Here is a 24,041-nt window from a genome sequence, read left to right as displayed (position 1 = left end):
GGGATGCGGTGCCTCGGCTACGACGACCCGTTGAACGCGAAGGACTGCGGCAACGCGTCATCGACCGGGTGATCGTGGTCGGGCTGGCCGCCATCGCCATCGCGGGGCTGATGAGCTTCGCGTTCGGCCCGCGGCAGGCGGCCGTCTCCCGCGCCGCCTGCCTGATCGGGTCGCTCGGGCTGGCCACCTGCCGGGACGAGCTGCCGGTCTTCGAGCCGGTCCGGCTGGGTGAGCCGCGGTGCCGGTTCCTGGCCGATCTGGACGCCGCGTTGCCCGAGGTGCGGACCGAGACGGTGACCCTGCCGAGCGGCCTGACCCTGACCACCAGCCGGGCCCGGTCCGGCGACACCGTGGTGCAGGCCGGGCCGCCGACCACGACCGATCCGCCGGCAGTGCTCGAAGCCGAGGTACGGCGATCGCGCTACCCCGCGCCGGGGCTCGAAGTGCCGGCCCACACCGAGTGGCTGCTGCCGGCCGGCCGGGATCTGCAGCAGCTCGCGACGGCCCTCGAAGACCGACATGATCAGGAAGTCCGGAGCCGGTCGGCGATGGCCCTGTTCGCCCGCCTGGTGCACCCGGTCGGCGGTCCCGCTCTGCCCCCGCCGACGGTCCGCTACAGCCGGCTGACGCTGACGACCGCACCGTTCCCGGTCGGTGGCGAACCGCCGGAAGCCCCAGTGAACAAGGCCGACTGGCTGAGACTGGACCGGAGCCGGCCGGCGACCGCAGCGTTCCGGACGGCCGGGCAACAGCTGTCCGTGACCGCGCCGATCACCGGCTCGGTGAGCGGCCGGCCGGTCGCCGGGGCGGTCAGCTGGAGCCGGGACGAGGCGGCGCGACTGACCAGCGTGTTGATCATGGTCGTGGCCGACGGTTCCTTGATCACCGACAGCTCGGCGCTGCCGAAGTCGATCTCGGTCGGCTATGTCGGGCTGCCGATCCAGACCGAGGACGAACGGGAGCTGGCCGAGCAATGGCTGAGTGGCCCAGCCGGGTTCGGGCTGTCCACCCGAGAGCTGTTCGGGCTGGCCGCGCCGGACGCCGAGGACCGGCTGGCGAGCTGGATCAACCGGGCCGCGACGGTCACGGTGCTGCGCTATCAGGGCGTCGCGGCCGCCACAGCGCTGGGCCGCGCCAGCGAGGAGGTCCGGCTGCTCCGACGTACGGAGTGGGCCGACACCCGACTGGTCACTGTGCAGCAGGTCGCACCGCGGCCGGACGGCACGGCCCGGGTGCTGGTCGACGATCCCGAGTGCGGGTGGACGTGACCGGCATCGGCGACCGGCGGCGGTGGGCCCGGCGCACCGTGCTCGGCTTCGGCCTGGCCGGCGTGGCCGGGCTGCTCGGTGCCCCGACCGCGCAGGCGGTCCCGGTGACCCTCGGCCGGTTCGGCTTCGCCGTGCAGACCTCGATCCGGGAGCAGCAGCCGAGTGACGGCTGGCAGTGGCAGGGACAGCTGACCGAGCACGGCGCGCCGGCGATCCTGGTGCTGGCCCGGGCCGACCTGGTCGGCACCGAGCCGCGGGAGGTGCTCGGGCTGCTGCTCGCCTCCGGTATCGGCGGTTGGCTACCGGAGCTCTCAGCCGGCCCGGCCCGGGACCGGTTGACCCAGGACGGATCGCCGGCGGTGCGCTCAGCGATCAGCTTCCGGGCGGCGTCCAGGACCGGTTACCGCGGCACGATGTTGATCACCAGCAACGGCGGCTCCACCGCGGTCCTCGCGGTGCTCGGCACCGACCGGCTGACCGCCGGCCGGATCGCCGAGATCCTCGACTCGGCCCGGTGGGCGGCATGATCAGGAACCTGCTGCTCGGCTGGGCCGCCGGACTGGGTTCCTTGATCATTGCCGGCGCGGGCATGTCGGCCACCCTGTCCGGCAGCGCGACCACCGACCCGGTGCGGCTGAGCTTCGCGGCGATGGTCCTGGGCTGTTACGCGGCGCTGGTCGGCGTGATCGTCACCGAACGGGCCGACCGGACCCCGCTGCGATGCCTGCTCTGGGGCGGCGGCATCCCGATCCTCGTCGGCTGGCTGACCACGATTGTGGTCACGACCGACGCCGGGGTCGTGGACGGACTGCTGGCCGGGTCGCCCTGGCTGGTCGGCCCGCTGCTGGTCATCCTGATCGGCCGCCGGCTGCCGGGATTCCATCCGTACCGCTGGATCCGGGCTCGTCTCGACAACCGATGATCAGCTGGTCAGGCGCGGCCGGAGATCGCGCAGGGCAAGATCGAGATCGATGAACGTGAACCGCAGCGTCGCCGGATCGAAGATCAACTCCAGGGCACCGAAGCCACAGTCGATCGACGTCTCGACCGGTGGTGGTGGAGGCGGAGGTGGTGGCGGCGTCGTCGGCGGGCCGGACGGCGGCGGACCGGTCGGGGGCGGCGTGGGAGTCGGCGTGGGAGTCGGGGTCGGGGTCGGGGTCGCGAAGTCGGTGGCGATCCGGCAGCTGGTCAGGTCGAATCTGGTGGCGGCCACGGCCTCGGCGATGGCCGGTTCGCCGTCCTCCGCGGCCTGGTCGAGCCGGACGGTCACGGTGACCCGGTCGGTGAACACGTTCCAGCAGTAACCGGTCAGCGTCGCCTGATTGGCCCTGGCCAGCTCGGTCGCCCGGACGACGCCCCGTTGGCCGCACTGGCCGGCACCGGCCAGGCCCGGCAGCTCGAGCACATTCAGGAATCCGCCCGCCAGCAGGTCCGACAGATCGTCGATGATCCGCTGGGCTCCGCCGAGGGCGGCGGCGTCGGCGGCGTGTTGGGCGGCGGACCGCTGCTCCCGGGCCACGGCGCCGATCGCGAACACGCCGACCGCGAAGAGCAGCACGCAGATCGCCAGGACCAGGATCGCCGTCACCGGCCCCGATCCACGCTCCGCCCGCCGCTGTGCCACTGGCTCGTCCTTCCCTGAACCGCCCGAAGCCCTGAAACGCCCGAAGGGCCGGGCGAGAACGCTCGCCCGGCCACCGATCGGATCTCTTACTTGGGCGGCACGTTGGTGCTGGTCGTGATGCCGGTGATCACACCGTCGATCCAGGTCTTGAGCGTCGGACCGCTCACGGCGGCCACGACCAGGGCGATGATCAGCGCCGCCACCGCGATCATGCCCACGTACTCGAGCGATCCCTGCCCGGACTCCCGCCGCCGGTTCCGCAGCTTGTCGGCCACGGTCAGCTGCACCATGTACAGCGAAAGCATCAGCTTCTCCATGATTCATTCCTTCCGGTTCCCGGCCTGACCAGCCGATCCCTGTCGTCTCCCGGGTTTTCCCGGTTGCCTTGATGACCTCAAAGTTACGGAGATCCGCCGGTCCTGCCATGGGTCCAGAGACCCAACTCCGGGCCCAAGGCTCAGGGGGCGCCCGGGGGCCCGGCTGGTCCGTCCGGCCCCGAGGATCCGCCGGCTCTGGTCGCGGCTCGCCGGCGCAGCAGGACCACCGTCACGACGCCGGCGACGACCAGCACGGCCAGAATGCCGAGCACCGCCGTGACCGCACCGCCGACCCCGGGCGCGCCGCCACCGCCCGGGACGGGCGTCTCGGAGCCGCCGGGGCCCGGCGAGGTCGGCACCGGGGTCTCCGATGACGGGGGCGAGCCGGCCGGAGACGACGGCCCGGGAGACGACGGCCCGGGCGTCGGAGGCTGTTCGGCGTACACGGGAAGCCCGGTGGGCTCGCCGTCGACGGCGATGTTCAACCGGACCGGGGTCAGCACGCCGAGCAGGTCGCTCTCCAGGGGCCGGAGGCTGACCATCAGGTAGTGGTTGCCGCCGAACGCCGCACTCACCACCGCCCGGACGTCGTCCGGCCGACCTTTCAGCTCCCGGTTACGGATCCGTATCTCGGGGGTGCCCGCCGTCGTCCGCACCGTCTTCGCCGGCGAACCCTGGGGAATCTCCTCCAGCTGCTCGTCCAGCTGGGCACGCTTCGCCGAGAACACCGAGAGCCTGGCTCCGACCGGATATCCTTCGAAGCCCCATTTCCGTCCCGGTGCCGGAGTGTCCAGCGTGGCCCGCAATCGCTGACCGGGCTGCACCGGCACCTGGTAGACCAGCGTCTCACCGACCACGATGTTGCTCAGGTACGAACCCGGCTGCAGGACCGGTGCATCGGAGAACGCGACCCCGCCGACCACGCTCTTGGCCTGCTTCGCCGCGGCGACCGGCGTCCGGTCGATTGCCTCGTCGGACAGCCCCGGCGGCAGTTCAGCCAGGTTCGTGATCGGCGGCTCCTCGGTCACCACGATCTCGACGTCGAGTTCGGGCTTCAGGTCAACGCCCGCGATGTTGTTGTTGAGCCGGGCCAGCTGGAGCAGCACGTCACCCTCGGCACACGAGAAGGTGCCGCCCGTCGACGTCAGTGCCTGGGACATCACCGACGCTGTACCGTCGGCACCGGTGTCGGTGAAGACGGTCAGACCGCACGGGTACGGCTGGTCAGGTCCGCGAAGGACGATCGACCACGACTCGTTGTCGCCCTGCCGGCCTCGCGGCACGATCACACTCGCCGAAACCGTGATCGTCGACCGCGGAATAGTCCGTTCGATCCAGTAGAACCGATCGAGGCCCTTCAGATCGTACGTCGACCGATAGTGGCCGGCCTTGAGCCGCGGGGCATTCGATGTGCCAGCCGCACCCATGATCGGCTTGCCGGACAGGGCGAACGGCCGCAGCGCCCGCTTGGTCAGCTTGTCCAGCGACTCATTCAACTCATCCGTGTCGTCGGCGTCGTAATAGGACCCGTCCGTCTCGTCCACAATGCACTGCAACTGCTTGCGCGCCTTCGAATTCACATCGAACCCGATCGCGTTGAACTGAAGATCAACACCCTTCGCCGCCAGCTTCTTCGCCACCGGACACGGATCCGGCACACAGTTCTCCTCGCCATCGGAGATCAACACCACCACCCGACGACCCTGATCACCAAGATCGGCCACCGACCGCTCCAACGAATAGGCGATCGGCGTCTCGCCCACCGCCTCGAACGAATCCACGGCCCCGTACATTCGGTTGCGATCCAGCGGACCGATCGGCATCACCAGTTCCGTGTCCTGACAGGCCTTCGGGTTCTCCTCCTTCGGCTCCTTGATCTTGGAGCCGTACACCCGAAGTCCCACCTGGGTCCCCTGTGGCAACGAGTCGGCCACCCGCTTCAACGCCGACTTCGCCGCCGCCAGCTTCGTCCCGCCGGAGGCCAGCTTCTCGTTCATCGAGCCGGAGACGTCCAGCAGCAACAACACCTTCACCTGATCATCGGCCGCGGCCGGGCGGACGTGGCCCAGGGTCAGGCCCGTGAGGGCGACCAGGATCGCCACCCCCAGCAGCACGAATCGTCGGCCTCGATCCCGCATGACGTACGACCTCTCGCTCGGCAGCGCATCGGTGATCAAGCCTACGGGAGCCCACCCACCCCGTGATCGACCCGAGCCCGACCTCACTGCGGCCCCGCCAGCCACAGCGAGATCGCGTGGCCGCGATTGTTGGCCTGCAGCTTGGCGAAGATCCGGTTGATGTGGTTCTTGACGGTCTTCTCCGAGATGAAGAGCCCGTGGGCGATGTCGGTGTTGGCCGATCCCTTGGCGATCAGGTCCATCACCTCGGCCTCCCGCTCGGACAGCCCGAAGCGGGTCGCCAACTCGCCCAGCGTCGGCGCCGGGCTGGACAGTGCCGCCAGGGTCTGGGCCGAGAACGTACCGATGCCGCCGGCGACCATCCGGACCGCCTGGATCAGTTCGGTGTCGCCGAAGTGACCGTGCACCAGGTAGCCGCGGGCGCCGGCCCGGACTGCTGCCGAGATCACGTCGGGGGCCTCCGAATAGGTCAGCATCAAGACGTTGGTGAGCTGGGCGATCTCCGAGGCGGCCGTCACGCCGTCCTGCCGGGGCATCCGGACGTCGAGCAGCATCACTCGGGGACGCTTGGCCTTGGCCAGCGCCACCGCGGCCGCGCCGTCACCGGCTTCGCCGATCACCCGGATGTCGGTGGTGGTGGACAGCAGTCCTTTGATGCCGGCACGCACCACGGCGTTGTCGTCGGCGATACCGACGGTGATCAGATCGATCTCGGTTCCTTCTACGGCTGACGTCGTGCTGTCCATCGGTACGTCGTCCCCTCTCCTCTGGTCGACTCCACCTCGAAGGTGCCGCCGACGCTCGCTGCCCGTTCCCGCAACCCGCGCAGGCCGAAATGGCCGTCCTCCTCGGCACCCGCGGCGGCCGTGGTGTCGAAGCCCCGGCCGTCATCGCTCACTTCGAGTTCGATCGTCTCGGCGTCGCCGCGCAGGATGACGTCCACCCGGCCCGCCTCGGCGTGCTTGGCGACGTTGTGCAACATCTCGCCCAGCGCTCGCTCCATCTGCTCGGTCACCCGCGGATCGGCGTCGACGGCCTGCACCGAATTCAGCACCGCCGGAATCCCGGACTCGGTCTGCCACCCGTCGACGACGTCGCGGAGCACCTCGATCGTCGGCCGGTCCGCCTTGCCGGAGCGCAGCGTGACCAGCAGCGCCCGGGCTTCCGCGGCCGCGGTCTCGGCGGCCTCGGAGAGTGATCCGGCGACCTCGCGGGCGACCGCGGTGTCGGTGTCGATGACCCGGGTCAACGCCTTGGCACTGAGCGAGATCCCGTATAACGACTTGCCGACCGAGTCGTGCATGTCCCGGGCCAACCGGGCTCGTTCCTCCGCTGCCCCGACCGCCGCGACGGCCTCGCTCACCTGCTGCCGGGCCTCGATCATCCGCTCCGCGTAGCGGCGGACCACGGCGCCGATCAGGCAGACACCGACGACCAGCGCCGGAATGCCGGTCAGCCGCAGCAGCCATTCCTGCCACCCGTCCGACGGCGCGACCAGGCTCGGCGAGCCGATCGCACCGAACGCCAGCGGGATCAGCAGCACGACCAGGATCCGGGTCGGGAACAGCAGCCCGGTCGCCAGGGCGGTACAGACGACGGCCAGCGCGGCCGGCTGCTCGGTGTCGAGGCTGATCAGCAACAGGACCGTCAGGGCGACGTCGAGGGAGGCGAGCAACGGGTGCAGCAACAGATAGCGCATCACCCGGTCGCTGCGGCTCAGCAGCAGGCTGGTCGCGGTCAGCAGGACCAGGCTGATCCCACCGACCAGGGTGGCCGAGCTGGTCAGGAACGCGGCCGGCGCGGCCAGCGCCAGGAAGACCAGCCGGCCGGTGAAGACCCACCGGACCAGCAGCACGAACTGCGGCTCGCCGAGCAGTTGCCCCCGGTCCGCCAGGACGTCGCCCCGGAGGCTGACCGCCGTCATCACATCGCTCCGAGGAGTCGGGCGAAGTCGATGTCGGCGCCGATCACCAGGCCGACCATGATCAGGATCAGACAGGCCGGGACCAGGATCAGCGAAGTGATCAGGGTGACCCGTGGCGCGGTCTGAGCGGCCCGGCGGCGCATCAGCTGAGCACTCTCCCGGCGCATGTCGACGGCGATCTGGTTCAGGGTCTCGGCCAGCGGCGCGCCGAGCTCCTCGGCCTGCAGGAATGCCGTGACGAAGCTCCGGACGGACGGCGTGCCGGCCCGCTGGGCCATGCCCGTGAAGGCCACCCGCACGCTCGCTCCATGCGACAACTGGCCCAGGGTGAGCCGGATCTCGTCCGAGATCGCCCCCGAGAAGTGGTCGGTCACCCGGGCCAGTGCCGCGCGGAAGGACATGCCGGCGCTGACCGTCACGGCGAGGATGTCGAGGAAGTCGGGCAGGTCCCGCTCGATCGACTCGCGGCGATGCCGGGCCCGCGCGGCGATCGGCATCAGCGGCAGCAGGACGGCCACGACGGGGAGCAGCACCAGCCCGATCAGCTGACCGCCGGCCACCAGCAGGATCCCGGCCGGGATCAGCAGCAGCACCCAGATGAACATCCGCCGGAGCAGCCCGTCCACGGAAACTCCGGTCGGGCGGCCGGCCTGGTCGATCTGGCGCTGCAGGGTCTGCACCACCCCCGGGCCGAGCAACCGGCGCAGCCGCGGCACGAACCGGCCGGCCAGCCGCTCCAACGGCGGCACCCGCCGGGTGGACTCGCGGTGCCGCTCGTCCCGGAGCAGGATCAGGTCGGAGGCGTCCAGGTAGTCGGCGACCCGACCGCGGAGCATCCGGTAGCTGATCAGGAACAGCAACAGGGCACCGGTCGCGGCCAGCGCGGGCCAGAAGGGCGAGATCACCGGTCGATCCTGGTCATCCGGTAGACGATGAACTGGCCCAGCCCGAACAGGCCGAAGGAGATCACCAGCGCGGCGACGCCGATCACATTCTGGGTCATCCGCTCCACAGTGCCGGGCTGGATCGAGTTGAGCATGAACAGCATCAGCACCCCGAGAACGGTGACCATGACGCTGGTGCTGCGGGCCTGCGCGAGGGTGGTCCGGACCTCTCGGCGGACCTCCTTGCGATCGTCCAGCGTCCGGGAGATCTCGCGCAGCGCGGTCACCAACGAGCCGCCGGCGCGGGCGCTGACGACCAGGGTCGACATCAGGATCCGTACCTCACGCGAGGGCAGTCGGTCGTTCAGCTGCAGCATCGCGTCCTCCAGCGACGCACCGAACCGGACCGCCGCGTTCAGTCGCCGGATCTCCGACTTCGCCGGCTCGGCCATCTCCTCCTCCGCGACCAGCCAGGACGTCACGATGCTGAGGCCGGCATTGGTCGCATTCGACAACACCCGCGCCAGCTCGGGGATCTGCTGGACGAACTTCTCCCGCCGCCGGTCGCGGGCCCGGACCACCCAGACCCGGAAGACGAAATAGCCGGCGACCAGCCCGACCAGACCGAGCGCCGGGGCCAGGAACCGGGCCAACAGCAACGGCACCACGATCGTCAGCGCGACGATCCCGGCGAAGATCACCAACGGCGGCTGCCGGATGCCGGCCAGCAGCAGATCCCGCTCCAGGAACCGGCCCAGCCGGGTCTCCGCGAACGCCCGGTCCCAGCGCTGGAACCTGGTCCGGCTCACGTCCTGACCGGCCCCGGCCGCCAGCGTCGCGGCGACGAAGCGACGCTGGTCGGTGGAGTTGAGCAACAGCTGAGCGGAGCCCGCGACCAGCAGCACGACGAACAGGGCCAACCCGGCATAGATCATGATCATCATGTGCCGGCCCCCTGGATCGGCCAGCTGCCGGGCACCTCGACCCCCGCCTGGACCAGGCCTCGGGTCAGCCGGTCCGGCAGCGGATGGTGGACGAACCGCCGGCCGACCGGATCCCACTGCATCACCGGCTGCAGCAGGTATTCCTCCCGCCGCGCGGACACCACGTAGGCCACCTCGACGATCCGGCGCGACCCGTCGGAGTGCCGGGAGAGCTGGATGATCAGATGGATCGCGTTGTTGACCTGGTCGCGGATGGCCAGGAACGGCACCTCGACGTCGCTCATCGTGGCCAGCGTCTCGATCCGGGACAGCGCGTCGTCGGCCGAATTGGCATGCACCGTGGCCAGCGATCCCTCGTGGCCGGTGTTCATCGCCTGCAGCATGTCCAGCGCCTCGCCGCCGCGCACCTCGCCGACGATGATCCGGTCGGGCCGCATCCGCAGGCTGTTGCGGACCAGCTCGCGGATGCTGACCTCGCCGCGGCCGTCGACGTTGGCGGGCCGGGTCTCCAGCCGGATCACGTGCTCCTGGTTCAGCGACAGCTCGGCGGCGTCCTCCACGGTGACGATCCGCTCCCGGTCCGGGACGAACTGGGACAGGGCGTTCAGCAGAGTGGTCTTCCCGGAGGCCGTACCGCCGGAGACGATGATGTTCTGTCGGGCCCGGACACAGGCGGAGAGCAGCTCGGCGGTGGGCCGGTCCAGGGTGCCGCGCTCCAGCAGCTCGGTCAGCCCGTACGCGCGCGGGAACAGCCGGATCGTGACCAGCGGCCCGCTCAGCGACAGCGGCGGCAGCACGACGTTGACCCGGGCGCCGCGCGGGATCCGGGCGTCGGCCGGCAGCCGGGCGTCGACCATCGGGCTGGACTCGTCGACCCGGCGATTCACCGAGGAGACGATCCGGTCGATCGTCTGCAGCAGTTGATCTTCGGAGGTGAAGCCGGACGGGATCCGCTCCAGCCGGCCGAACCGTTCGACATAGACGGTCTCGTGACCGTTGATCATGATCTCGGAGATCGTCGTGTCGGCCAGCAGCGGCTCCAGCACGCCGAGCCCGATCGACTCGTCGACCACCCGGCGGATCAGGGTCGACCGCTCCCGGCTGGACAAGATCACGCCCTCGCGGGAGATCAGGTGGGCCAGCACCCGCTCCAGCCGGGCCCGGCGCTCCTCGGCCTGGAGGCTGGCCAGCTCCTGCAGGTCGATCTCGTCCAGCAGGATCTGCTTGAACCGGCGCACCTGCAGGTCGTCGGCTTCGATCTCCCGATTCACGGCGGCGGACCGGCCGGCGAACCCGGCCGAGAACGAATTCCTCACGGCATGATCACCTCCCGCGTCACCGTACGGTCGCCGACCACCAGGTAGGCCGGTGCCTGGACGGTGACCCGGACGCCGTGGTGCGGGCCGACCCGGGTCACCTCGACCAGCCGGACGGCCCCGGGCAGGCTGGCCTGGACCGCGGCCTCCGGTGACCGGCCCAGCGAGTACGCACGGGCGCCGTCCCGGGCGGCCTGCGCCGCGGCCTGCACCGTGTACGCCGACGCCAGCACCTGGAAGACGACCACCACGACGAACATCACCATCGGCACGATCGCGATCAGCTCGATGCTCGCGGTGCCCCGCTCGGCCGATCGCCGGGTGATCATCGGGGTTCCTCCACGACGTTGTGGCCGACGGCCACGGTGGCGGTCCGGGTCACCCCGTCGAGGAACAGCAACGGCGAGCTGAACCTGACCGTAACCTCGGCCCCGGCCTGATCGACGCTGATCCCGCCGACCAACTGCTCCGGCACGGCGGCCCGGGCCGCGGCCTCCGGATCGTCCCCGATCGAGACCGCCCGGGCCGCGGCGTCGGCGGCCGAGCCGGCGGAGACGAAGCCGAGTCCGAACAGCGCCAGTTGCAAACTGAAGATCAACAACAGCAGGGCGACCGGGATCAGCACCACGTTCTCGAGCGCGATCTGACCCGACTCGCGCGGCCGGGATCCGGCGGCCGGACCGGCGCCCGGGGTGGCCGCGAGATCGGGCTGCGCCGCCGTCTCCCGCGGCGGCGACTGCCCGTTGCCGCCGGCGGCCGGGCGGTCCGGGTGGAAGTGGTTCATCACCCCGAGTTCCTGGCCGATCCGGCGCAGGCTCTTCCACCAGACGCCGTTGCGGACCTCGCTCGGGGTCCGGCTGTTGCCGGCCCGTTCCAGGCCCTGCTCCAGGTCGGGGATCAGCACCTCGGACCGCTCGCCGAGGATCAGCATGTCGATCGTGTCCTGCTGGATCTCGCCGCGACGCCGGAACCGGTTGACGACGACCCGAACGTTGTCCGGGTTGACCACGCCGAGCGACTCCCAGAAGACCACCTGCCGCCGGGCCGAGCGGAGGGCCGGCACGTCGGCGGAGACGACCTGCAGGGTCTGGTCGGCCGATTCGACCGCTGCCGCCTGGGTGGCGGTAACCGCGGCACCGGTGTCGATGATCACCAGCTGGTAGAGCCGCCGGAGCTGGGCGACGATCTGCCGCACCGCCGCGGCGGTGATCACCTCGGTCTCCCGGATCTCGGTCGGCGCCAGCAGCAGATGCAGCCCGCTGCTGTGGGCCACGACGGTGTCGGCGACCGCGCGGGCGGTCAGATCCTCGCTGATCTTGGCCAGGTCGGCGACGGAGACCCGGTGACTGACGTCGAGATAGCTGGGGACGTCACCCTTCTCAAGATCGAGATCGACCAGGCAGACCCGCATCCCGCGGCTCTGCCGGACCACGTCCCAGGCGAGATGGGTGGCGATGATCGTCGTCCCAAGCCCGCCCTTGGCGCCGGCGACGGCGATCACCCGGCCGCCGGCCGAGCCGTTCCTCGACTCGGGCGCCCGGTCCCCGGCGAGGGCCTGCGCCATGGTGGCACCCCACTCGATCACCGAGGCGAGTCGATGCTCGACCTCCTCCAGCCCGAACGGGTAGTCGAGCACGCCCTTGGCGTCGGCGTCCATGGCTGAGCGGTAGGACTCGACGCTGGGGTTGGAGGTGACGACCAGCACGGCCAGCGCCGGGTGCCGCAGGGTCAGCTCGCGGATCATCGGCACCACCGACGCCGGCCCGAGTTGATCATGGACGAAGAGGATGCTCGGCCGGTGCCGGAGCACCGCCGACAGCGTCTCCTGGGTCGACTCCGCGACGAAGACGACCTCGACCTCGTGATCACTCTGATCCAGCCGGGAGCGGAGTTCCTGGACGATCACCTGGTCGGCGATCGCCACCACGGCGCGGTTCACCGGTTGCCTCCTTCCGGCTCGGCCTTGCCGCCGAGCTGGCCGGCGTCGAAGGTGCGCGGCTCCTTGCTCCGGTCCTGGGCCACCCCCGGCGGCAGCCCGACCAGCCGGACCTCCTGGGCAAAGGAGTTGGCGTACGTGACCGCCAGCGCGGACTCCGGCCGCAGCGCCAGGGTCACCGGGACGACGTTCTGCAGCGACTCCCGGTCCGGGGCCTGCACCTGCTGCTCTCCGGCGACCGAGACCACGCGTACGTTCTGCACCAGGATCCGGGCCTGCTTGGGCAATCCGGGCACATCGGCGAACACCACGTAGACGTCGACCCGGTCGCCCGGCCGGATCCGGCCCGCCAGCCCGGTGACGGCATCGACGTTGACCGCGATCTCCCGCTCGTCCGGGTCGAGATTGCTGACCGGCACCAGCAGGTCGGTGCTGACATAGGAGCCGGCCGAGAGCGGCACCGCGATCACCCGTCCGTCGAGATCCTGGGCCTGCAGCACCGTGTTGTCCGCGGCCCACTGCTCCGGAATCTGATCACGCTCGGTGTTCTCCGCCGACAGCGTGGTGAACGCCGGCAGGTCCTGCTTCACCTTGAACACCGTGACCATCGGCCCGACCTGCTTGTTCACCTCGGTCAGATAGCTGGACACACCGACGAAGACCAGCACCGCGACCACCACCGACAAGATCATCAGCACCAGCCCGCGCAACTGCCTCGGGTTCATATCCGGACACCTCTTTCCGCCTCCACCGACTCTGGTGACGCCTCGCCCGGTTGCCGTACCCCGGCCGGGCCACAGCCGCAGAAGGCACACAGCGAACCGACCAGGGTCGCCGTGCAGCTTCCGCAGGCCGGGCCGGCCAGCGGTCGGGCGTACGGCGGCGCGAGTTGCGTGATCTCCACCGATCTTCGCCCGGCATAGGGTCGTCGGCCGGCCAGACTGAGGTCGACCGACTCGAGGTGCACCCCGTTCAGACTGGTCTGCAGCTGGGCCGAGGGCGGTCCGGCGACGTGCCAGCCGTACGGGGTCGGGCCGCCCGGCCCGGATCGAGCCGGGACGAGACCCTGCGAGCCGAGCTCGTGGAAGTAGCTGCGAGCCGGCACCAGGCCGACGATCCGTTCGCCCAGGGACGGGTGCGGTTCCTCGACGGAGCCGAGGCTCGGATGCCAGATCAGGCTGCGGCTGCGGGCGGCGATGCTGTGCACCAGCTGCACGGCCTGGCCGGGATCGCTCCAGCCGTCCGGCCGGAGCTCTGCCGCCAGCACGGCGCGGCCGATCAGCGACAGGGTCAACCCGTGGTGCCGCAGTGGCAGGACGCAGACTCGGACGGCCGGGTCGGAGGCGATGACCACGTGCGCCTGCTCCCGGGCGACGGACGCCAGTTGCCGCGGGCTGAGGACGAGCACATGACGGTGGCGGAACGGCCCGAATCGATCCCGGATCGCGCGCAACAACGCCTCGGGATTCGCCGTACTGACTCCGAGCACACCGCCCAGATCAGACGACCCCGGGACGGCTATCAGCATCTGTGCCCCTCCTGGTGCCCACAACCGGAGGCGGTCGTCGTGAAATCACGTCTTCCGCCCAGCAACGCGACCTGATCCCCACTTCTGGCGTCAGCCTAGTGTGAAACGAGTCACTCGGGGTGAGGTCGGCCAGGAGGGTGCCGCGATGAAACCGATTGCGGACTCAGCGGCGCCGGCGCCGCAGCACCAGCACCGCGATCACGCCGGCCAGCAGCGCCGCCGCCAGGAGGCCGATCAGGGCGCCGAGCACGATCCGCTGCAGGTCCGATTCCGGCGGTGTCGAGTGGTCCGGTCCGGCGGTGACCGGCGGCGTCGCGGCATCGGTCGGCACGCGGGAGTCGGGCGGCGCGGCCGGGCTCGACTGCCCCGGCGAAGGGGTAGGTGTCGGAGCGGCATAGACCGGGAGACCGGCCGGCCGGCCGTCGACCGCGACGTTCAGCTGGATCGGCAACAGGGTCCGGATCAGGTTCGTCTTGTTGGCGTCCAGGCTGACGGCGAGGTAGTAGTCACCGCCGCGGGAGGCCGCCCGGACGTGGTTGTCGCCGACGGTCGGATCCGGGAACTCCCGGTTGCGGATCCGCACCTCGGGTGACCCGGCCGTCAGCCGCGCGGCGGGCCCGCCGCCCATCACCGCGGTGAACTCGTTGTCCACCTCGGCCCGGGACGGCGACAGCACGATGATCCTCGGCACGACGCCCTGGTAGCCCGACTCCAGGCCCCAGTCGCTGCCGGGTCGGGGCGCGTCCAGCGTCGCCCGCAGGCGTTGCCCGGGCTGCAGCGACACCTTGTAGACCACGGTCTCGCCGACGGCGATCTCGTCCAGGTAGGAGCCGGGCTGCACCGGCGTGGCGTCGGTGAACGCCAGCCCGCCGACCACCTTGGCCGGGCGCTGCTGCCGGGCGACCGGAGCGATCCCGCCCGGCTCCTTGGCCAACGGCGGCGGCAGTTCGGCGAGGTTGGTGATCGGCGGCTCCTCGGCCAGGACCAGCTCGACCCGCACGTCCTTCTTGATCCATACGGCCCGGCGGACCTTCAGCAGCACCGGGTCCCGCTGACAGGCGTCGGTGGCGCCGGCGGTGCTCACCGAGCCGGAGGCGACGACGGTCGCGGAGACCACCGATCCGCCGCCGAAGGTGTCGGTGTCGCACAGGGTGCCGTCGATCGTTTCCAGTCTGAGCTCCCAGGAGTCGGTGTAACCGTCATCGCTGCTCGGCGTGACCGCGCTGATCCCGAGGTGCACCGTCGAACCGGGCGTCCGATCGATCCGGTAGTGCCGCGGGTCACCGGTGCTGTCGTACGACTCCAGGTATTGACCGGGTCGCACCGGGGCCGGCAGCTCGGGGTCCGTCGAGCCCTGGATCGGTGCGCCCGACAGCGCGAACGGACGCAACGCCCGCTTGGTCAGCTTGTCCAGCGACTCGTTCAGTTCATCCGTGTCGTCGGCGTCGTAATAGGAGCCGTCCGTCTCGTCGACAATGCACTGCAACTGCTTGCGCGCCTTCGCATTCACATCGAACCCGATCGCATTGAACTGAAGATCAACACCCTTCGCCGCCAGCTTCGTCGCCACCGGACACGGATCCGGCACACAGTTCTCCTCACCATCGGAGATCAACACCACCACCCGCCGACCATGATCACCAAGATCGGCCACCGACTGCTCGAGGGCGTACGCGATCGGCGTCTCCCCCACGGCCTGGAACGAGTCCACCGCCTGGTACATCCGGTTGCGATCAAGGGCGCCGATCGGCATCACCAGCTCGGAGTCCCGGCACGCCTGGGGATTCTCCTTCTTCGGCTCCTTGATCTTGGACCCGTACACCCGCAGACCCACCTGCGTGCCCGCCGGCAGTGAATCGGCCACCCGCTTCAGGGCACCCTTCGCCGCCGCCAACTTCGTCCCGCCGGAGGACACCTTCTCGTTCATCGACCCGGACACGTCCAGCAGCAGTAACACCCGCACCGGGTCATCCGCCCGCGCCGGCGACTGGCCGATCATGAGCCCGGCGAGCACGACGGCGGCCGCTACGGCCAGGATGATCAACCGTGAGGCTCGGGACCCGTTCGACATCGATGATTCGCCTTCCGCACGACATGTCCGCTGATCGTAACCGGGCTGTCCAGGCCGTGCTGGGCTAGATCGGCGGCAGGATCGTCCACAGATAGGCGCCCGCGATCATGGCCGGGCCGAACGACAGGTGGGACCGGCGGTCGGCTTTGCGGACCACCAGCAAGATCACCCCGACCAGCCCGCCGATGATGAAGCCGCTGAGCAGGCCGAGCGCGGCCGTCATCGGAGCCAGCCAGCCGAGCAGGCCGCCGAGGACCCCGGCGAGCTTGACGTCGCCGAAGCCCAGGCCGTCCCCGCCCGGGGCCAGGAAGGCCAGCAGGAAGAAGATCACCAGCGCGATCGCCGCGGCGATGCCGGCGACCGCGAGGTTCCACCAGGAGCCGGTCAGCGCCGAGCACACGGTCAGGCCCGCGGCGAACACCGGATAGCCGGGCAGGGTCAGCACGTCGGGCAGCCGCCGGACCTCGAGATCGATCAGGGCGAGCACCAACGCCCACACCCAGGCCACGGTGAACGTGATCGCCACGACGAGTGGCTGCTGCCACAGCAGTGAGCCGAGCAGCACCCCGGCCACTGCGACCGGCGGCACCAGCCAGGGGTTGATCGTGCGCCGTACCTCGTCGTCGTCGCGCCGATAGCCGCCGGTCCGGAGCCAGAGGGAGGCGCTCACGCCGAGCACGAGGGCGACGCCGAGGCAGATCCAGAGCACCACGCCAACCTCCTCCGCCGACCGGATCGGCGAACCGGCCCGATCGTGACTGTAGCGTGTCGCGTGGCACATCCGTATGCGCGGACCGGAGGTCACCATGTCGTCACGTCGGGCCTTCCCTGGGGTCGTCCTGTTGGTCGTGCTGGCCCTGCTCGCCGGGTGTTCCGATGCCACCAACGACGGGTACGTCACGGTGACGGTCGGCCGGCTGACCGTCGATCGACCGGTCGGTTGGGACACCGAGTTCGCCGTCGAATCCCCGTGGAACAAGGGATTCCGGGATGCGCCCGATGCCCCGGAACAGCTCAGCCTCGCCGGCGACTTCGGCTCGTACGCGACCGCGGCCCAGGGCATGGGCACCTTGATCGGCAAGGCGCAGGTCGGGCTGGCCGGGTTCACCGTGACCGAGTCCCGCGAGGTGACCGTCGAGGGCGCGACCACCGCGCAACTGACCCGCTACACGATCACCGGTGACGACTCCGCCGAACTGCACGGCCTGTGGATCGTCGCCGCGCACTGGCCGTACCCGCAGTCGGTGGCGGTGTCGATCTTGGTCAGCGAGCCGGATCCGGCGCTGGAGCGCGAGCTGCTCGAGTCGATGGAGCTGCGCCCGGTCACCGAGTGAGCTTGGGCCCGGCGCTGGGTCCGCGGACCCATGACCGCCGAGGCGTTACTTCATACCGTCGTTGTGGAACCCATCCAGAATGGCGGGCGGACGATGCACGCGAGACGACGAGACGCGGGGACGGCGACGCTGGAGTACCTCGGCGCGCTGGCGATGGTCGCGGTGCTGGTGATCTCCGTCGTCGGTTCCCCGGTCATCGAGTCCGCCGACATCGCCGTTCGGAACGCGATCTGCCGGCTGATCAAGGCCGTCGGCACGGTCGGGGCGAACGGCCAGCCGATCACCTGCGACGAGGCGCCACCCGGGGAGCCCGGCCAGCCGACGTTCGACCCGAAGCCGGACCGGTGCACCGTCACCAAGCGGACCGAGAAGGTCAGCTCGGTGATCAAGATCGCGTTCATCGAGATCGGCGACAACGCCGGCTTCATCGAGACCACGTACAGCGACGGGACCGTCGCCTACACCGCGACCGACGGCGGTAGCGCCGGGGTCACCGGCGGCTTCGGCGCCGAACTGGACATCGGCAAGCTGTCCGCCGGGGCCCAGGTCGACTTCGGCGCCGGGGTCGAGTTCGACTACGGCAGCACCTGGATCTTCAAGAACGCCGACGAAGCGAAGTCGATGCGGGAGCAGTTGGACCAGTATCTGATCGAGCAGGAGACGCTCAAGCACGACACCTCCGGCGGCTACGCGATCTACCTGGCGATCAAGGGCGCCACCGATCCGCCCAAGCCGCCGGATCAGAACGTCTCCACCATCAAGGTGGACGCCAACGTCACCGGCGAGCTCGGCGTCAACCTGCCCTGGGAACAGAAGGACAAGAGCCAGGGCGACGACGAGGACGACGGGGTGCCCGGCCTCGACCTGGCCAGATCCGGGATCAAATTCGGTGCCAGCAACACCTGGACCCAGCTCACCGACAACCGCAACGGCGACACCATCTGGACCACCAACGGCGAGGTGTACGGCGAGCTCACGGGTCAGCTCGGGCCGTTCGGCAAGAACCTCTCCGGCCTCCTCGGTTCCAGCCTGGCGATCACCCGGAACAAGGACGGGAAGATCACCAGGGTGACGATCACCACCACTCGGAAGGGCCAGGCCAGCGACTCGACCAAGGTCGGCCAGGGCAATCTCGGCGGTGAGGGCAAGGACGAGAACGGGACCGGCGGCACCACCGTCACCACCACCATGCTGAAGATCACCGATGATCAACAGCGTGCGGTTGTCGACGCCTGGCTGGCGAACGGCGGGGTCGTCTCCCCCGAGACCGCGTTCCCGGATCAACTGGTGCCGAACGACACGCTGCAAAATCTGATGTACACCAACGCGACGGTCAGCAACGTCGAGTACGACAACGTGATCGACAAGACCGGCTTCGCCGCCGAGGTCAAGATCGGCATCGCCTTCGGTGTCGACTTCAGCCTGGAGACCGAGGACTCCCGCGCCGTCGACGCGACCTATCTGGGCACCCCCGCGTCGGACGGCTTCCGGACGCCGGTCACGTTCAAGGAGTGCATCGCGAAATGAGTCGGCTCAATCAACCGTCCGGCGGTCCCGGCGCGAATCCGTATGTCGTCGGCGGGCACGACCGGCCGCAGCTGCGCGCGATCATGATCAGAATGTTCCTGGTGATCTTGCCCGGGCAACTCGTCGGCTACCTGATCGGATCCCTGATCGCCGCCCTCACCGGTGCCTTCTCCCTCCCCCACGGCGGCCTGGTCGTCAACCTGGCCGCCGCCGCGACCGCCGGCCTCGCCGTCGGCCTCGCGACCCGTCCGGCAGCGCAACTACGGCCGGCCGCCGCGGCCGTCTCAGCCCTGCTGGGCGCCCTCGTCGCCATCACCGCGATCTTCGTGGCCACCGCCCGCCTCGCGGCCGGCTACATCCCCACCCCGCTCGACCTCGCGCCCGGCGTGATCATCGTCGCCATCGGCCAGGCCGTGATCGGCTGGCTCTGCTGGGTGCTCAAGTCCCGGCCCCCATCCGTCCCCTGAGCCTGCCGAAGGGCAGGTCTTGATCATCGCCGACCCGTGCGACATGCCCGGTGAACGTGATCGTCTGGCCGACGGCGGTTTTCCCGGCTCTGTCCTCGCCCGAGATCCCGTACCGGCACGGAGGACGGTGATCCGGATGCGGCGCCCGGTTGGGATCCAGACAGCTCGCAGTCGAGGGCATGCGGTCCTGCGCAGCTTCCCGAACCCGGACAGGTGAGATTCGGATCGGGCACGTATAGCGGGCCTCAAAGATCGCACCGAGAAGGCGGGACTACCCGCCTGCACGATCTTCGTCATACCCCGTCAGCCACCTGCGCCCGCCGAATCCGCCGACAGGGCGACGACGCGATTCCAGCCGCGACCCCTGCCAGTCCGCGCGACCCCCACAACAGTCGCGCGACCCGACACCAGTCGCGTCGCCGATCGGCCCGCGGCGCGGCAGCCAAGAGACGCGGCACGCGCGACCGGTATCGGCCCGGCAAGCGACGAGCCTCACGCGACCGGAATCGGCCGACGCGACCCCTACAACAGTCGCGCCAGCCGACACGAGTCGCGCCGACGAAAACCCGCCAGCCACTCGCCCACCGGCCCGGCAAGCAACAAGCCCCACGCGACCGCCATCGGCCGACGCGACCCCTACCACAGTCGCGCCAGCCGACACGAGTCGCGCCGACGAAAACCCGCCAGCCACTCGCCCACCGGCCCGGCAAGCAACAAGCCCCACGCGACCGCCATCGGCCGACGCGACCCCTACCACAGTCGCGCCAGCCGACACGAGTCGCGCCGCCGAAAACCCGCCAGCCACTCGCCCACCGGCCCGGCAAACGACTACGCGACCGACATCGGCCGACGCGACCCCTACAACAGTCGCGCCAGCCGGTACGAGTCGCGCCGACGAAGGCCCGCCAGCCACTCGCCCACCGGCCCGGCAAGCAACGAGCCCCACGCGACCGATATCGGCCGGCGCGACCGTTGCAGGGGTCGCGCCGGCCGATGGCGGTCGCGTCGGCGAAGCGGCCGCGCGGGCGATGGCGCCTTCGGCACTGTGGTCGGCTGGCGAAGGGGTTCTTGCGATGCCGGATCGACGTGGCCAGGAACGTTCGGCTGTGACCAAAGGAAGATCGCAAGGAGGAGAGGGTTGTGGGCTGCCTGCACTCTCTCCGAGGGCGCCGGCAGACCTGGACCGGTCGGAGGGAATCAGCATCGACTACCCACCGGATCCGGGGGCCACCTCGACTCCCCGGCCCGCGCCGACCCGTACCGTCGAATGCCGAGCTTCACCCCCGTTCCTGACACTTTGTGAAGGTTGCAACGTTCATGAAGCGACGGTTTTTCACGTTAACGTGAAGAACCTGAGGCCTGGGGCGGGCCGCTTCGCAGCTCGGGCGGAGGGCGGGATGCGTCACAGGCGATGGACGGGGCCGGTCGGCTGTTCAGAGGTGGGAAGGGCGCCGCTGCGTGTCTCTGACCTGGCGAAGCGCCGCCGCACCCGTCCGGGATCGTCCCTTCGCCGAGTGGGACGTTTCCCGACCGTTCCTTCCATCCTGGGGGCAAGATCATGAGCTGGCCGGCTAGTGGCGGTCGGTGGAGAGTTCGGACAGGGCGTCTTCGGTGGTCAGTTCGCCGCGGCTGACTGCGTCGAGGACCTCTCGGCGGGAGGGGCGGGACGGTGTGGTGGGGGTGACGCCGATCGTGGTGAGCAGGTCGTCGAGTCGGGCGCGGGCGGTCGGGTAGCTGACGTTCAGGTGGCGTTCCAGCTCCTTCGCGTTGCCGCGGGCGGCGAGGAAGACGTGCAGCAGTTCCAGTTGATCATCGGTCAGGGTGCAGAAGTGGCAGCGGGTGAACCGGCCGCGGATCTCGGTGCCGCAGTCCGCGCAGGCCAAGCCGGTGAGATGGAGATCGCCGGAGCAGGTCGGGCACTGTCGGGTCGGCCGGTGCTGATGATCACTCATCGACCGGGCCGATCACCGTGAGGTCGCCGAAGTTGCCCTCGATCACCAGCGAGGCCCGCCCGTCGCCGACGATCCACTCGCCGGGACCGGTCTGGGTGATCCGCGGATCGACGCTCCACTGGGATCCGGCCCGCAGCTGGATCCGGACGTCGGACCCAGCGGCCAGCGTGAGCACCAGCGGTCCGGCGTTGGCGCGGATCCGCGAATCGCCGTGCGCCAACCGACCGGCCACCGTGATGTCGCCGACGTTGAACGTGCCGTCCAGGGTCCCGGTCAGGTCGCGGACCTCGACTTCGGATCCGTTGACCTCGAGCACCAGGTCGGCATCCGCCGGTACGGCGAGCTCGGTGCCGGCGGCGTAGCTGCTGGTGACCACGAACTCCGTGCCGTCCTGGTGGAGTTGCGTCGACGCGGGCCCTCGTACCTCGGGACCTGTAATCGCCTCGCCTACCACGGTCAGTGCGCCGGATCCGTTCATCCTCGCCCGCACCGTGATCGAGGACGCACCGGCGTCCGCCCGACCCGCGGAACCGGCATCGATGGGCGGAGCCGGATCCACCGGCGCGAGCGGCTCGACCGATGCCAGCGACGAGGGCGGCTTGGCCGGCGCCAACGGCGCGGGCGGCACGACCGACGCGGGCGGCTTGGCCGGCACCAACGGCGCGGGCGGCACGACCGCGGACGCCTTGGCCGGCACCACTGGCGCGGGCGGCACGACCGACGCGGACGGCTTGGCCGATGTCATCGGCTTGGCCGGCGCGAGCGGCTTGAGCGGCGCCTGCGGTTTGGCCGGCGCGGGAGGCTCGACCGGCGCGAGCGGCTTGGCCGGTGCCGTCGGCGCGAGCGGTGCCAGCGATCGCGGCGGTGTGGGTAAAGCTGCCGGCGGGGGTGGGGTGGGTGGAGTCTGCGGTACGGGTGGTGTGGGCGACGGCTTCGCCGTGCCGCTGTCCGGCCTGGCCGAGGAGCCGACCGGGTCCGAGGCCACGGTGTCGCCGGCATCGGCGAGATCGCGGTCCGCCTGTTCCGCGGTGATCTCACCCCGTGACAACCGGTCGAGCACGTCCCGCATGCGCTGCTGATTCATGACATTCCCCTCTACCTCATTGTCAGTGTGAGATAGATTCTGCACCAATACTTGTCATTCTGTAAATGCGGATGCGCCAATCTGTCGAATCCTCAATGCCCGCGGATCAGTCGCCAGGCCTGGCCGGCGAGCCGGCGAGCGGTGTCGGCGTGGCCGCGCCGCAGGGCGAGGTTGATCAGCCCGGCGGCGACGAAGTCGGCCTGGAGCTCGGGCCGGACACGGCCGAAGCCGGGTGGGCGCTGGCCGGCCCGGAACCGGGCGTCGAGCACGGCGGCCAGCGAGCCGGTCAGCTGGTGCTGCACCCGGGCCGAGGCACTCGGACCGAGCCGGCTCAGCACCGGCGCCGCGTCCGCGACCGCGTCGAACAGCGCCACCAGTTGCCGGGGCGGGCGATCCCGGTCGTCTGCGAACGGGCACTCGGTCAGCTCGGACGCGATCGCGAGCAGTCGGTCGGCGAGGGCATCGCAGATCAGCGCGTCGACGCTGTCGTAGTGCTGGTGCACGGTGCTCCGATTGACATCGGCCGCCGCCGCGACCGCGGCCATGGTGAGCCGGGTCGAATCGTCGGCCAACAGGCGCAGCGTCGCAGCCCGCAGCTGTGTCCGGGTCCGCCGGACTCGGCGATCGTCATCCACCCTGTCCACACTATCCGACGACCCTCGACTATCCGACATCTGTTGGATAACGTACGAACGTCGCCTATCCTGGGACCATGATCATCGAGGTGTACGCGGACGTCCTGTGCGGTTGGGCCTACGTCGGAAAGCGCCGGCTGGAGCAGGCCCTGCGGTTGCTCGACCGACCGGCGACGGTGCTCTGGCGCCCCTTCCTGATCGACCCGACCGCCCCGCGCTGGTCGACGTCGCTGACCTCGGTCATCGAGGAGCCCGGCGTCGCCGACGAGCTGGCCCGTTGCGGTCCCGGCTCGGTGGAGGAGAACCGCGCCCGGATCCGGGACGCGGCGCGGGACGAGGGCATCGAGGGTGACTTCGGCGGCCGGTGGCGGGCCAGCAGTTGGGGCGCGCACCGGCTGATCAGTGCCGCACTGCGGCACGGGCCCGAGGTGCAGGACCGGCTGGTCGAGGAACTCTTCCGGGACCACCTGGTGCGGCACGTCGACCTCAACGCGCTCGACCGGCTGACCGGGCTGGCCGACCGCTACGAGCTGCCGCGGCCGCCCGGCACCGACTCGCTGAACGCCGGCCTGCTCTACCTGGAGCCCGGCTTCGAGCCATCGGACCCGGTCGAGCGGGCCACCCGCGAGGCACTGCTCACCGGTCGGGCGATCGGCGTCGCGACGTCACCGACGTTCGTGATCAACGGCCGGGTCGCGGTTGCCGGGGCCCAGTCGGCGGAGGTCCTGGCCGAGGCGATCGCGACCGCTCCCCCGGCCGAGCCGATGCCGGCCGAGGTGCGCCGGCTCCGGTTGGCCGAGGCACTGCTCGGAGCCCGGGATCCGCACGGCGGCCGGTATCTGCTGCAGCCGTTGCTGGACGAGCATCCCGACGATCCGAACGTGCGCTCGCTGCACGCCCGGATCCAGGCGGCGACCGCCAGCCTCGCTCCGGCGGCCGGCACGCTGGCCGAGTTGGTCGCCGATCGTCCCGATGACGGCTACCTGCGCGAGTTGTACGGCCGCACGCTGCGTCGGCTCGGTGACGACGCGGGGGCTCAGCGGGAGTTCGCGCTTGCCGATGCCCTGCGAGGCTGAGCGCCGTCCGGCCTGT

24 protein-coding genes are annotated in these 24,041 nt (G+C 70.3%); 7 read left to right on the top strand and 17 right to left on the bottom strand.

The window, feature by feature from the left end; genetic code table 11:
• The first annotated feature begins 8 nt into the window (after nucleotides 1–8).
• From FNH24_RS08670 to FNH24_RS08660, 3 genes are read left to right on the top strand one after another with little or no spacing between them, the layout of a single operon-like run.
• Nucleotides 9–1,268 carry a hypothetical protein gene (locus FNH24_RS08670; RefSeq protein WP_152361759.1) on the top strand — a complete coding sequence of 420 codons (1,260 nt, stop codon included), beginning with the start codon at nucleotides 9–11 and terminating at the stop codon, nucleotides 1,266–1,268.
• Complete coding sequence (locus FNH24_RS08665; RefSeq protein ID WP_152361758.1) at nucleotides 1,253–1,795, top strand: hypothetical protein; 543 nt, start codon at nucleotides 1,253–1,255, stop codon at nucleotides 1,793–1,795. Before FNH24_RS08670 ends, FNH24_RS08665 begins: the two co-directional genes overlap by 16 nt.
• Nucleotides 1,792–2,190: a hypothetical protein gene (locus tag FNH24_RS08660; protein WP_152361757.1), complete on the top strand. Its 399-nt coding sequence runs from the start codon at nucleotides 1,792–1,794 to the stop codon at nucleotides 2,188–2,190. Before FNH24_RS08665 ends, FNH24_RS08660 begins: the two co-directional genes overlap by 4 nt.
• Here the strand turns inward: FNH24_RS08660 and FNH24_RS31805 are convergent, their stop codons facing one another.
• The 14 genes from FNH24_RS31805 to FNH24_RS31405 all read right to left on the bottom strand — a co-directional run bounded on the left by FNH24_RS31805 (nucleotide 2,191) and on the right by FNH24_RS31405 (nucleotide 16,662).
• The gene (locus tag FNH24_RS31805; protein ID WP_161606058.1) at nucleotides 2,191–2,892 is read right to left on the bottom strand and encodes a pilus assembly protein TadG-related protein; all 702 of its coding nucleotides are present in this window, start codon (nucleotides 2,890–2,892) and stop codon (nucleotides 2,191–2,193) included. It abuts the gene before it with no gap.
• Nucleotides 2,893–2,978: 86 nt separating this feature from the next.
• A complete protein-coding gene (locus tag FNH24_RS31800; protein ID WP_161606057.1) occupies nucleotides 2,979–3,209 on the bottom strand; it encodes a hypothetical protein in 231 nt (76 codons plus the stop codon).
• Nucleotides 3,210–3,349: 140 nt separating this feature from the next.
• A complete protein-coding gene (locus tag FNH24_RS08645) occupies nucleotides 3,350–5,347 on the bottom strand; it encodes a vWA domain-containing protein (protein ID WP_152361755.1) in 1,998 nt (665 codons plus the stop codon).
• 83 nt (nucleotides 5,348–5,430) lie between these two features.
• Entirely contained in the window at nucleotides 5,431–6,093 is a 663-nt protein-coding gene (locus FNH24_RS08640) for a response regulator transcription factor (protein WP_152361754.1), read from the bottom strand.
• Nucleotides 6,069–7,271, bottom strand: a complete 1,203-nt coding sequence (locus tag FNH24_RS08635) for a sensor histidine kinase (protein WP_152361753.1) — start codon at nucleotides 7,269–7,271, stop codon at nucleotides 6,069–6,071. The genes FNH24_RS08640 and FNH24_RS08635 overlap by 25 nt, the downstream gene beginning before the upstream one ends.
• The gene (locus FNH24_RS08630) at nucleotides 7,271–8,176 is read right to left on the bottom strand and encodes a type II secretion system F family protein (protein WP_152361752.1); all 906 of its coding nucleotides are present in this window, start codon (nucleotides 8,174–8,176) and stop codon (nucleotides 7,271–7,273) included. The genes FNH24_RS08635 and FNH24_RS08630 overlap by 1 nt, the downstream gene beginning before the upstream one ends.
• A complete protein-coding gene (locus FNH24_RS08625) occupies nucleotides 8,173–9,099 on the bottom strand; it encodes a type II secretion system F family protein (RefSeq protein WP_152361751.1) in 927 nt (308 codons plus the stop codon). The genes FNH24_RS08630 and FNH24_RS08625 overlap by 4 nt, the downstream gene beginning before the upstream one ends.
• Nucleotides 9,096–10,415, bottom strand: coding sequence for a TadA family conjugal transfer-associated ATPase (locus tag FNH24_RS08620; RefSeq protein WP_217428107.1), 1,320 nt, complete (start codon nucleotides 10,413–10,415; stop codon nucleotides 9,096–9,098). The genes FNH24_RS08625 and FNH24_RS08620 overlap by 4 nt, the downstream gene beginning before the upstream one ends.
• Nucleotides 10,412–10,744, bottom strand: a complete 333-nt coding sequence (locus tag FNH24_RS08615; protein WP_152361750.1) for a TadE/TadG family type IV pilus assembly protein — start codon at nucleotides 10,742–10,744, stop codon at nucleotides 10,412–10,414. Before FNH24_RS08615 ends, FNH24_RS08620 begins: the two co-directional genes overlap by 4 nt.
• Nucleotides 10,741–12,354, bottom strand: a complete 1,614-nt coding sequence (locus tag FNH24_RS08610) for a CpaE/TadZ family protein (protein ID WP_152361749.1) — start codon at nucleotides 12,352–12,354, stop codon at nucleotides 10,741–10,743. Before FNH24_RS08610 ends, FNH24_RS08615 begins: the two co-directional genes overlap by 4 nt.
• Nucleotides 12,351–13,076: a Flp pilus assembly protein CpaB gene (cpaB, locus tag FNH24_RS08605; RefSeq protein ID WP_152361748.1), complete on the bottom strand. Its 726-nt coding sequence runs from the start codon at nucleotides 13,074–13,076 to the stop codon at nucleotides 12,351–12,353. The genes FNH24_RS08610 and cpaB overlap by 4 nt, the downstream gene beginning before the upstream one ends.
• Nucleotides 13,073–13,879: a hypothetical protein gene (locus FNH24_RS08600; protein ID WP_152361747.1), complete on the bottom strand. Its 807-nt coding sequence runs from the start codon at nucleotides 13,877–13,879 to the stop codon at nucleotides 13,073–13,075. Before FNH24_RS08600 ends, cpaB begins: the two co-directional genes overlap by 4 nt.
• Before the next feature lie 163 nt (nucleotides 13,880–14,042).
• A complete protein-coding gene (locus tag FNH24_RS08595; RefSeq protein WP_152361746.1) occupies nucleotides 14,043–15,950 on the bottom strand; it encodes a vWA domain-containing protein in 1,908 nt (635 codons plus the stop codon).
• Nucleotides 15,951–16,014: 64 nt separating this feature from the next.
• A complete protein-coding gene (locus FNH24_RS31405; RefSeq protein WP_161606056.1) occupies nucleotides 16,015–16,662 on the bottom strand; it encodes a prepilin peptidase in 648 nt (215 codons plus the stop codon).
• A gap of 94 nt (nucleotides 16,663–16,756) precedes the next feature.
• On the opposite strand from FNH24_RS31405, the gene FNH24_RS31400 reads away from it, so the two are divergent.
• The 3 genes from FNH24_RS31400 to FNH24_RS08575 all read left to right on the top strand — a co-directional run bounded on the left by FNH24_RS31400 (nucleotide 16,757) and on the right by FNH24_RS08575 (nucleotide 19,278).
• The gene (locus tag FNH24_RS31400; RefSeq protein WP_161606055.1) at nucleotides 16,757–17,284 is read left to right on the top strand and encodes a hypothetical protein; all 528 of its coding nucleotides are present in this window, start codon (nucleotides 16,757–16,759) and stop codon (nucleotides 17,282–17,284) included.
• A 93-nt stretch (nucleotides 17,285–17,377) separates the two neighbouring features.
• Nucleotides 17,378–18,811 (top strand): hypothetical protein, encoded by a 1,434-nt coding sequence (locus FNH24_RS08580; RefSeq protein ID WP_152361743.1) that lies wholly within the window; start codon nucleotides 17,378–17,380, stop codon nucleotides 18,809–18,811.
• The gene (locus FNH24_RS08575) at nucleotides 18,808–19,278 is read left to right on the top strand and encodes a hypothetical protein (RefSeq protein WP_152361742.1); all 471 of its coding nucleotides are present in this window, start codon (nucleotides 18,808–18,810) and stop codon (nucleotides 19,276–19,278) included. The genes FNH24_RS08580 and FNH24_RS08575 overlap by 4 nt, the downstream gene beginning before the upstream one ends.
• A 1,571-nt stretch (nucleotides 19,279–20,849) precedes the next feature.
• Here the strand turns inward: FNH24_RS08575 and FNH24_RS08570 are convergent.
• The 3 genes from FNH24_RS08570 to FNH24_RS08560 all read right to left on the bottom strand — a co-directional run bounded on the left by FNH24_RS08570 (nucleotide 20,850) and on the right by FNH24_RS08560 (nucleotide 22,949).
• On the bottom strand, nucleotides 20,850–21,230 hold the full coding sequence (locus FNH24_RS08570; RefSeq protein WP_152361741.1) for a DUF2089 domain-containing protein: 381 nt from the start codon (nucleotides 21,228–21,230) through the stop codon (nucleotides 20,850–20,852).
• Nucleotides 21,223–22,314 (bottom strand): hypothetical protein, encoded by a 1,092-nt coding sequence (locus FNH24_RS08565; RefSeq protein WP_152361740.1) that lies wholly within the window; start codon nucleotides 22,312–22,314, stop codon nucleotides 21,223–21,225. Before FNH24_RS08565 ends, FNH24_RS08570 begins: the two co-directional genes overlap by 8 nt.
• 92 nt (nucleotides 22,315–22,406) lie before the next feature.
• Nucleotides 22,407–22,949, bottom strand: a complete 543-nt coding sequence (locus FNH24_RS08560) for a TetR family transcriptional regulator (protein WP_161606054.1) — start codon at nucleotides 22,947–22,949, stop codon at nucleotides 22,407–22,409.
• Between the two features lie 77 nt (nucleotides 22,950–23,026).
• Here FNH24_RS08560 and FNH24_RS08555 point away from each other — a divergent pair, with 77 nt between their 5' ends.
• Nucleotides 23,027–24,025: a DsbA family protein gene (locus tag FNH24_RS08555; RefSeq protein ID WP_152361738.1), complete on the top strand. Its 999-nt coding sequence runs from the start codon at nucleotides 23,027–23,029 to the stop codon at nucleotides 24,023–24,025.
• The last annotated feature ends 16 nt before the right edge of the window (nucleotides 24,026–24,041 follow it).

This window comes from Microlunatus speluncae, assembly GCF_009299835.1.
GTDB lineage: Bacteria > Actinomycetota > Actinomycetes > Propionibacteriales > Propionibacteriaceae > Microlunatus > Microlunatus speluncae.
This window is presented reverse-complemented; position numbering and strand designations above follow the sequence as displayed.

Coding starts and splice junctions, on each gene's coding strand:
- FNH24_RS08660 (WP_152361757.1), top strand. CDS start 1,792: ATGATCAGGAACCTGCTGCTCGGCTGGGCCGCCGGACTGGGTTCCTTG.
- FNH24_RS31800 (WP_161606057.1), bottom strand. CDS start 3,209: ATGGAGAAGCTGATGCTTTCGCTGTACATGGTGCAGCTGACCGTGGCC.
- FNH24_RS08645 (WP_152361755.1), bottom strand. CDS start 5,347: ATGCGGGATCGAGGCCGACGATTCGTGCTGCTGGGGGTGGCGATCCTG.
- FNH24_RS08640 (WP_152361754.1), bottom strand. CDS start 6,093: ATGGACAGCACGACGTCAGCCGTAGAAGGAACCGAGATCGATCTGATC.
- FNH24_RS08635 (WP_152361753.1), bottom strand. CDS start 7,271: ATGACGGCGGTCAGCCTCCGGGGCGACGTCCTGGCGGACCGGGGGCAA.
- FNH24_RS08625 (WP_152361751.1), bottom strand. CDS start 9,099: ATGATGATCATGATCTATGCCGGGTTGGCCCTGTTCGTCGTGCTGCTG.
- FNH24_RS08615 (WP_152361750.1), bottom strand. CDS start 10,744: ATGATCACCCGGCGATCGGCCGAGCGGGGCACCGCGAGCATCGAGCTG.
- cpaB (WP_152361748.1), bottom strand. CDS start 13,076: ATGAACCCGAGGCAGTTGCGCGGGCTGGTGCTGATGATCTTGTCGGTG.
- FNH24_RS08600 (WP_152361747.1), bottom strand. CDS start 13,879: ATGCTGATAGCCGTCCCGGGGTCGTCTGATCTGGGCGGTGTGCTCGGA.
- FNH24_RS08595 (WP_152361746.1), bottom strand. CDS start 15,950: ATGTCGAACGGGTCCCGAGCCTCACGGTTGATCATCCTGGCCGTAGCG.
- FNH24_RS31400 (WP_161606055.1), top strand. CDS start 16,757: ATGTCGTCACGTCGGGCCTTCCCTGGGGTCGTCCTGTTGGTCGTGCTG.
- FNH24_RS08580 (WP_152361743.1), top strand. CDS start 17,378: ATGCACGCGAGACGACGAGACGCGGGGACGGCGACGCTGGAGTACCTC.
- FNH24_RS08575 (WP_152361742.1), top strand. CDS start 18,808: ATGAGTCGGCTCAATCAACCGTCCGGCGGTCCCGGCGCGAATCCGTAT.
- FNH24_RS08570 (WP_152361741.1), bottom strand. CDS start 21,230: ATGAGTGATCATCAGCACCGGCCGACCCGACAGTGCCCGACCTGCTCC.
- FNH24_RS08565 (WP_152361740.1), bottom strand. CDS start 22,314: ATGAATCAGCAGCGCATGCGGGACGTGCTCGACCGGTTGTCACGGGGT.
- FNH24_RS08555 (WP_152361738.1), top strand. CDS start 23,027: ATGATCATCGAGGTGTACGCGGACGTCCTGTGCGGTTGGGCCTACGTC.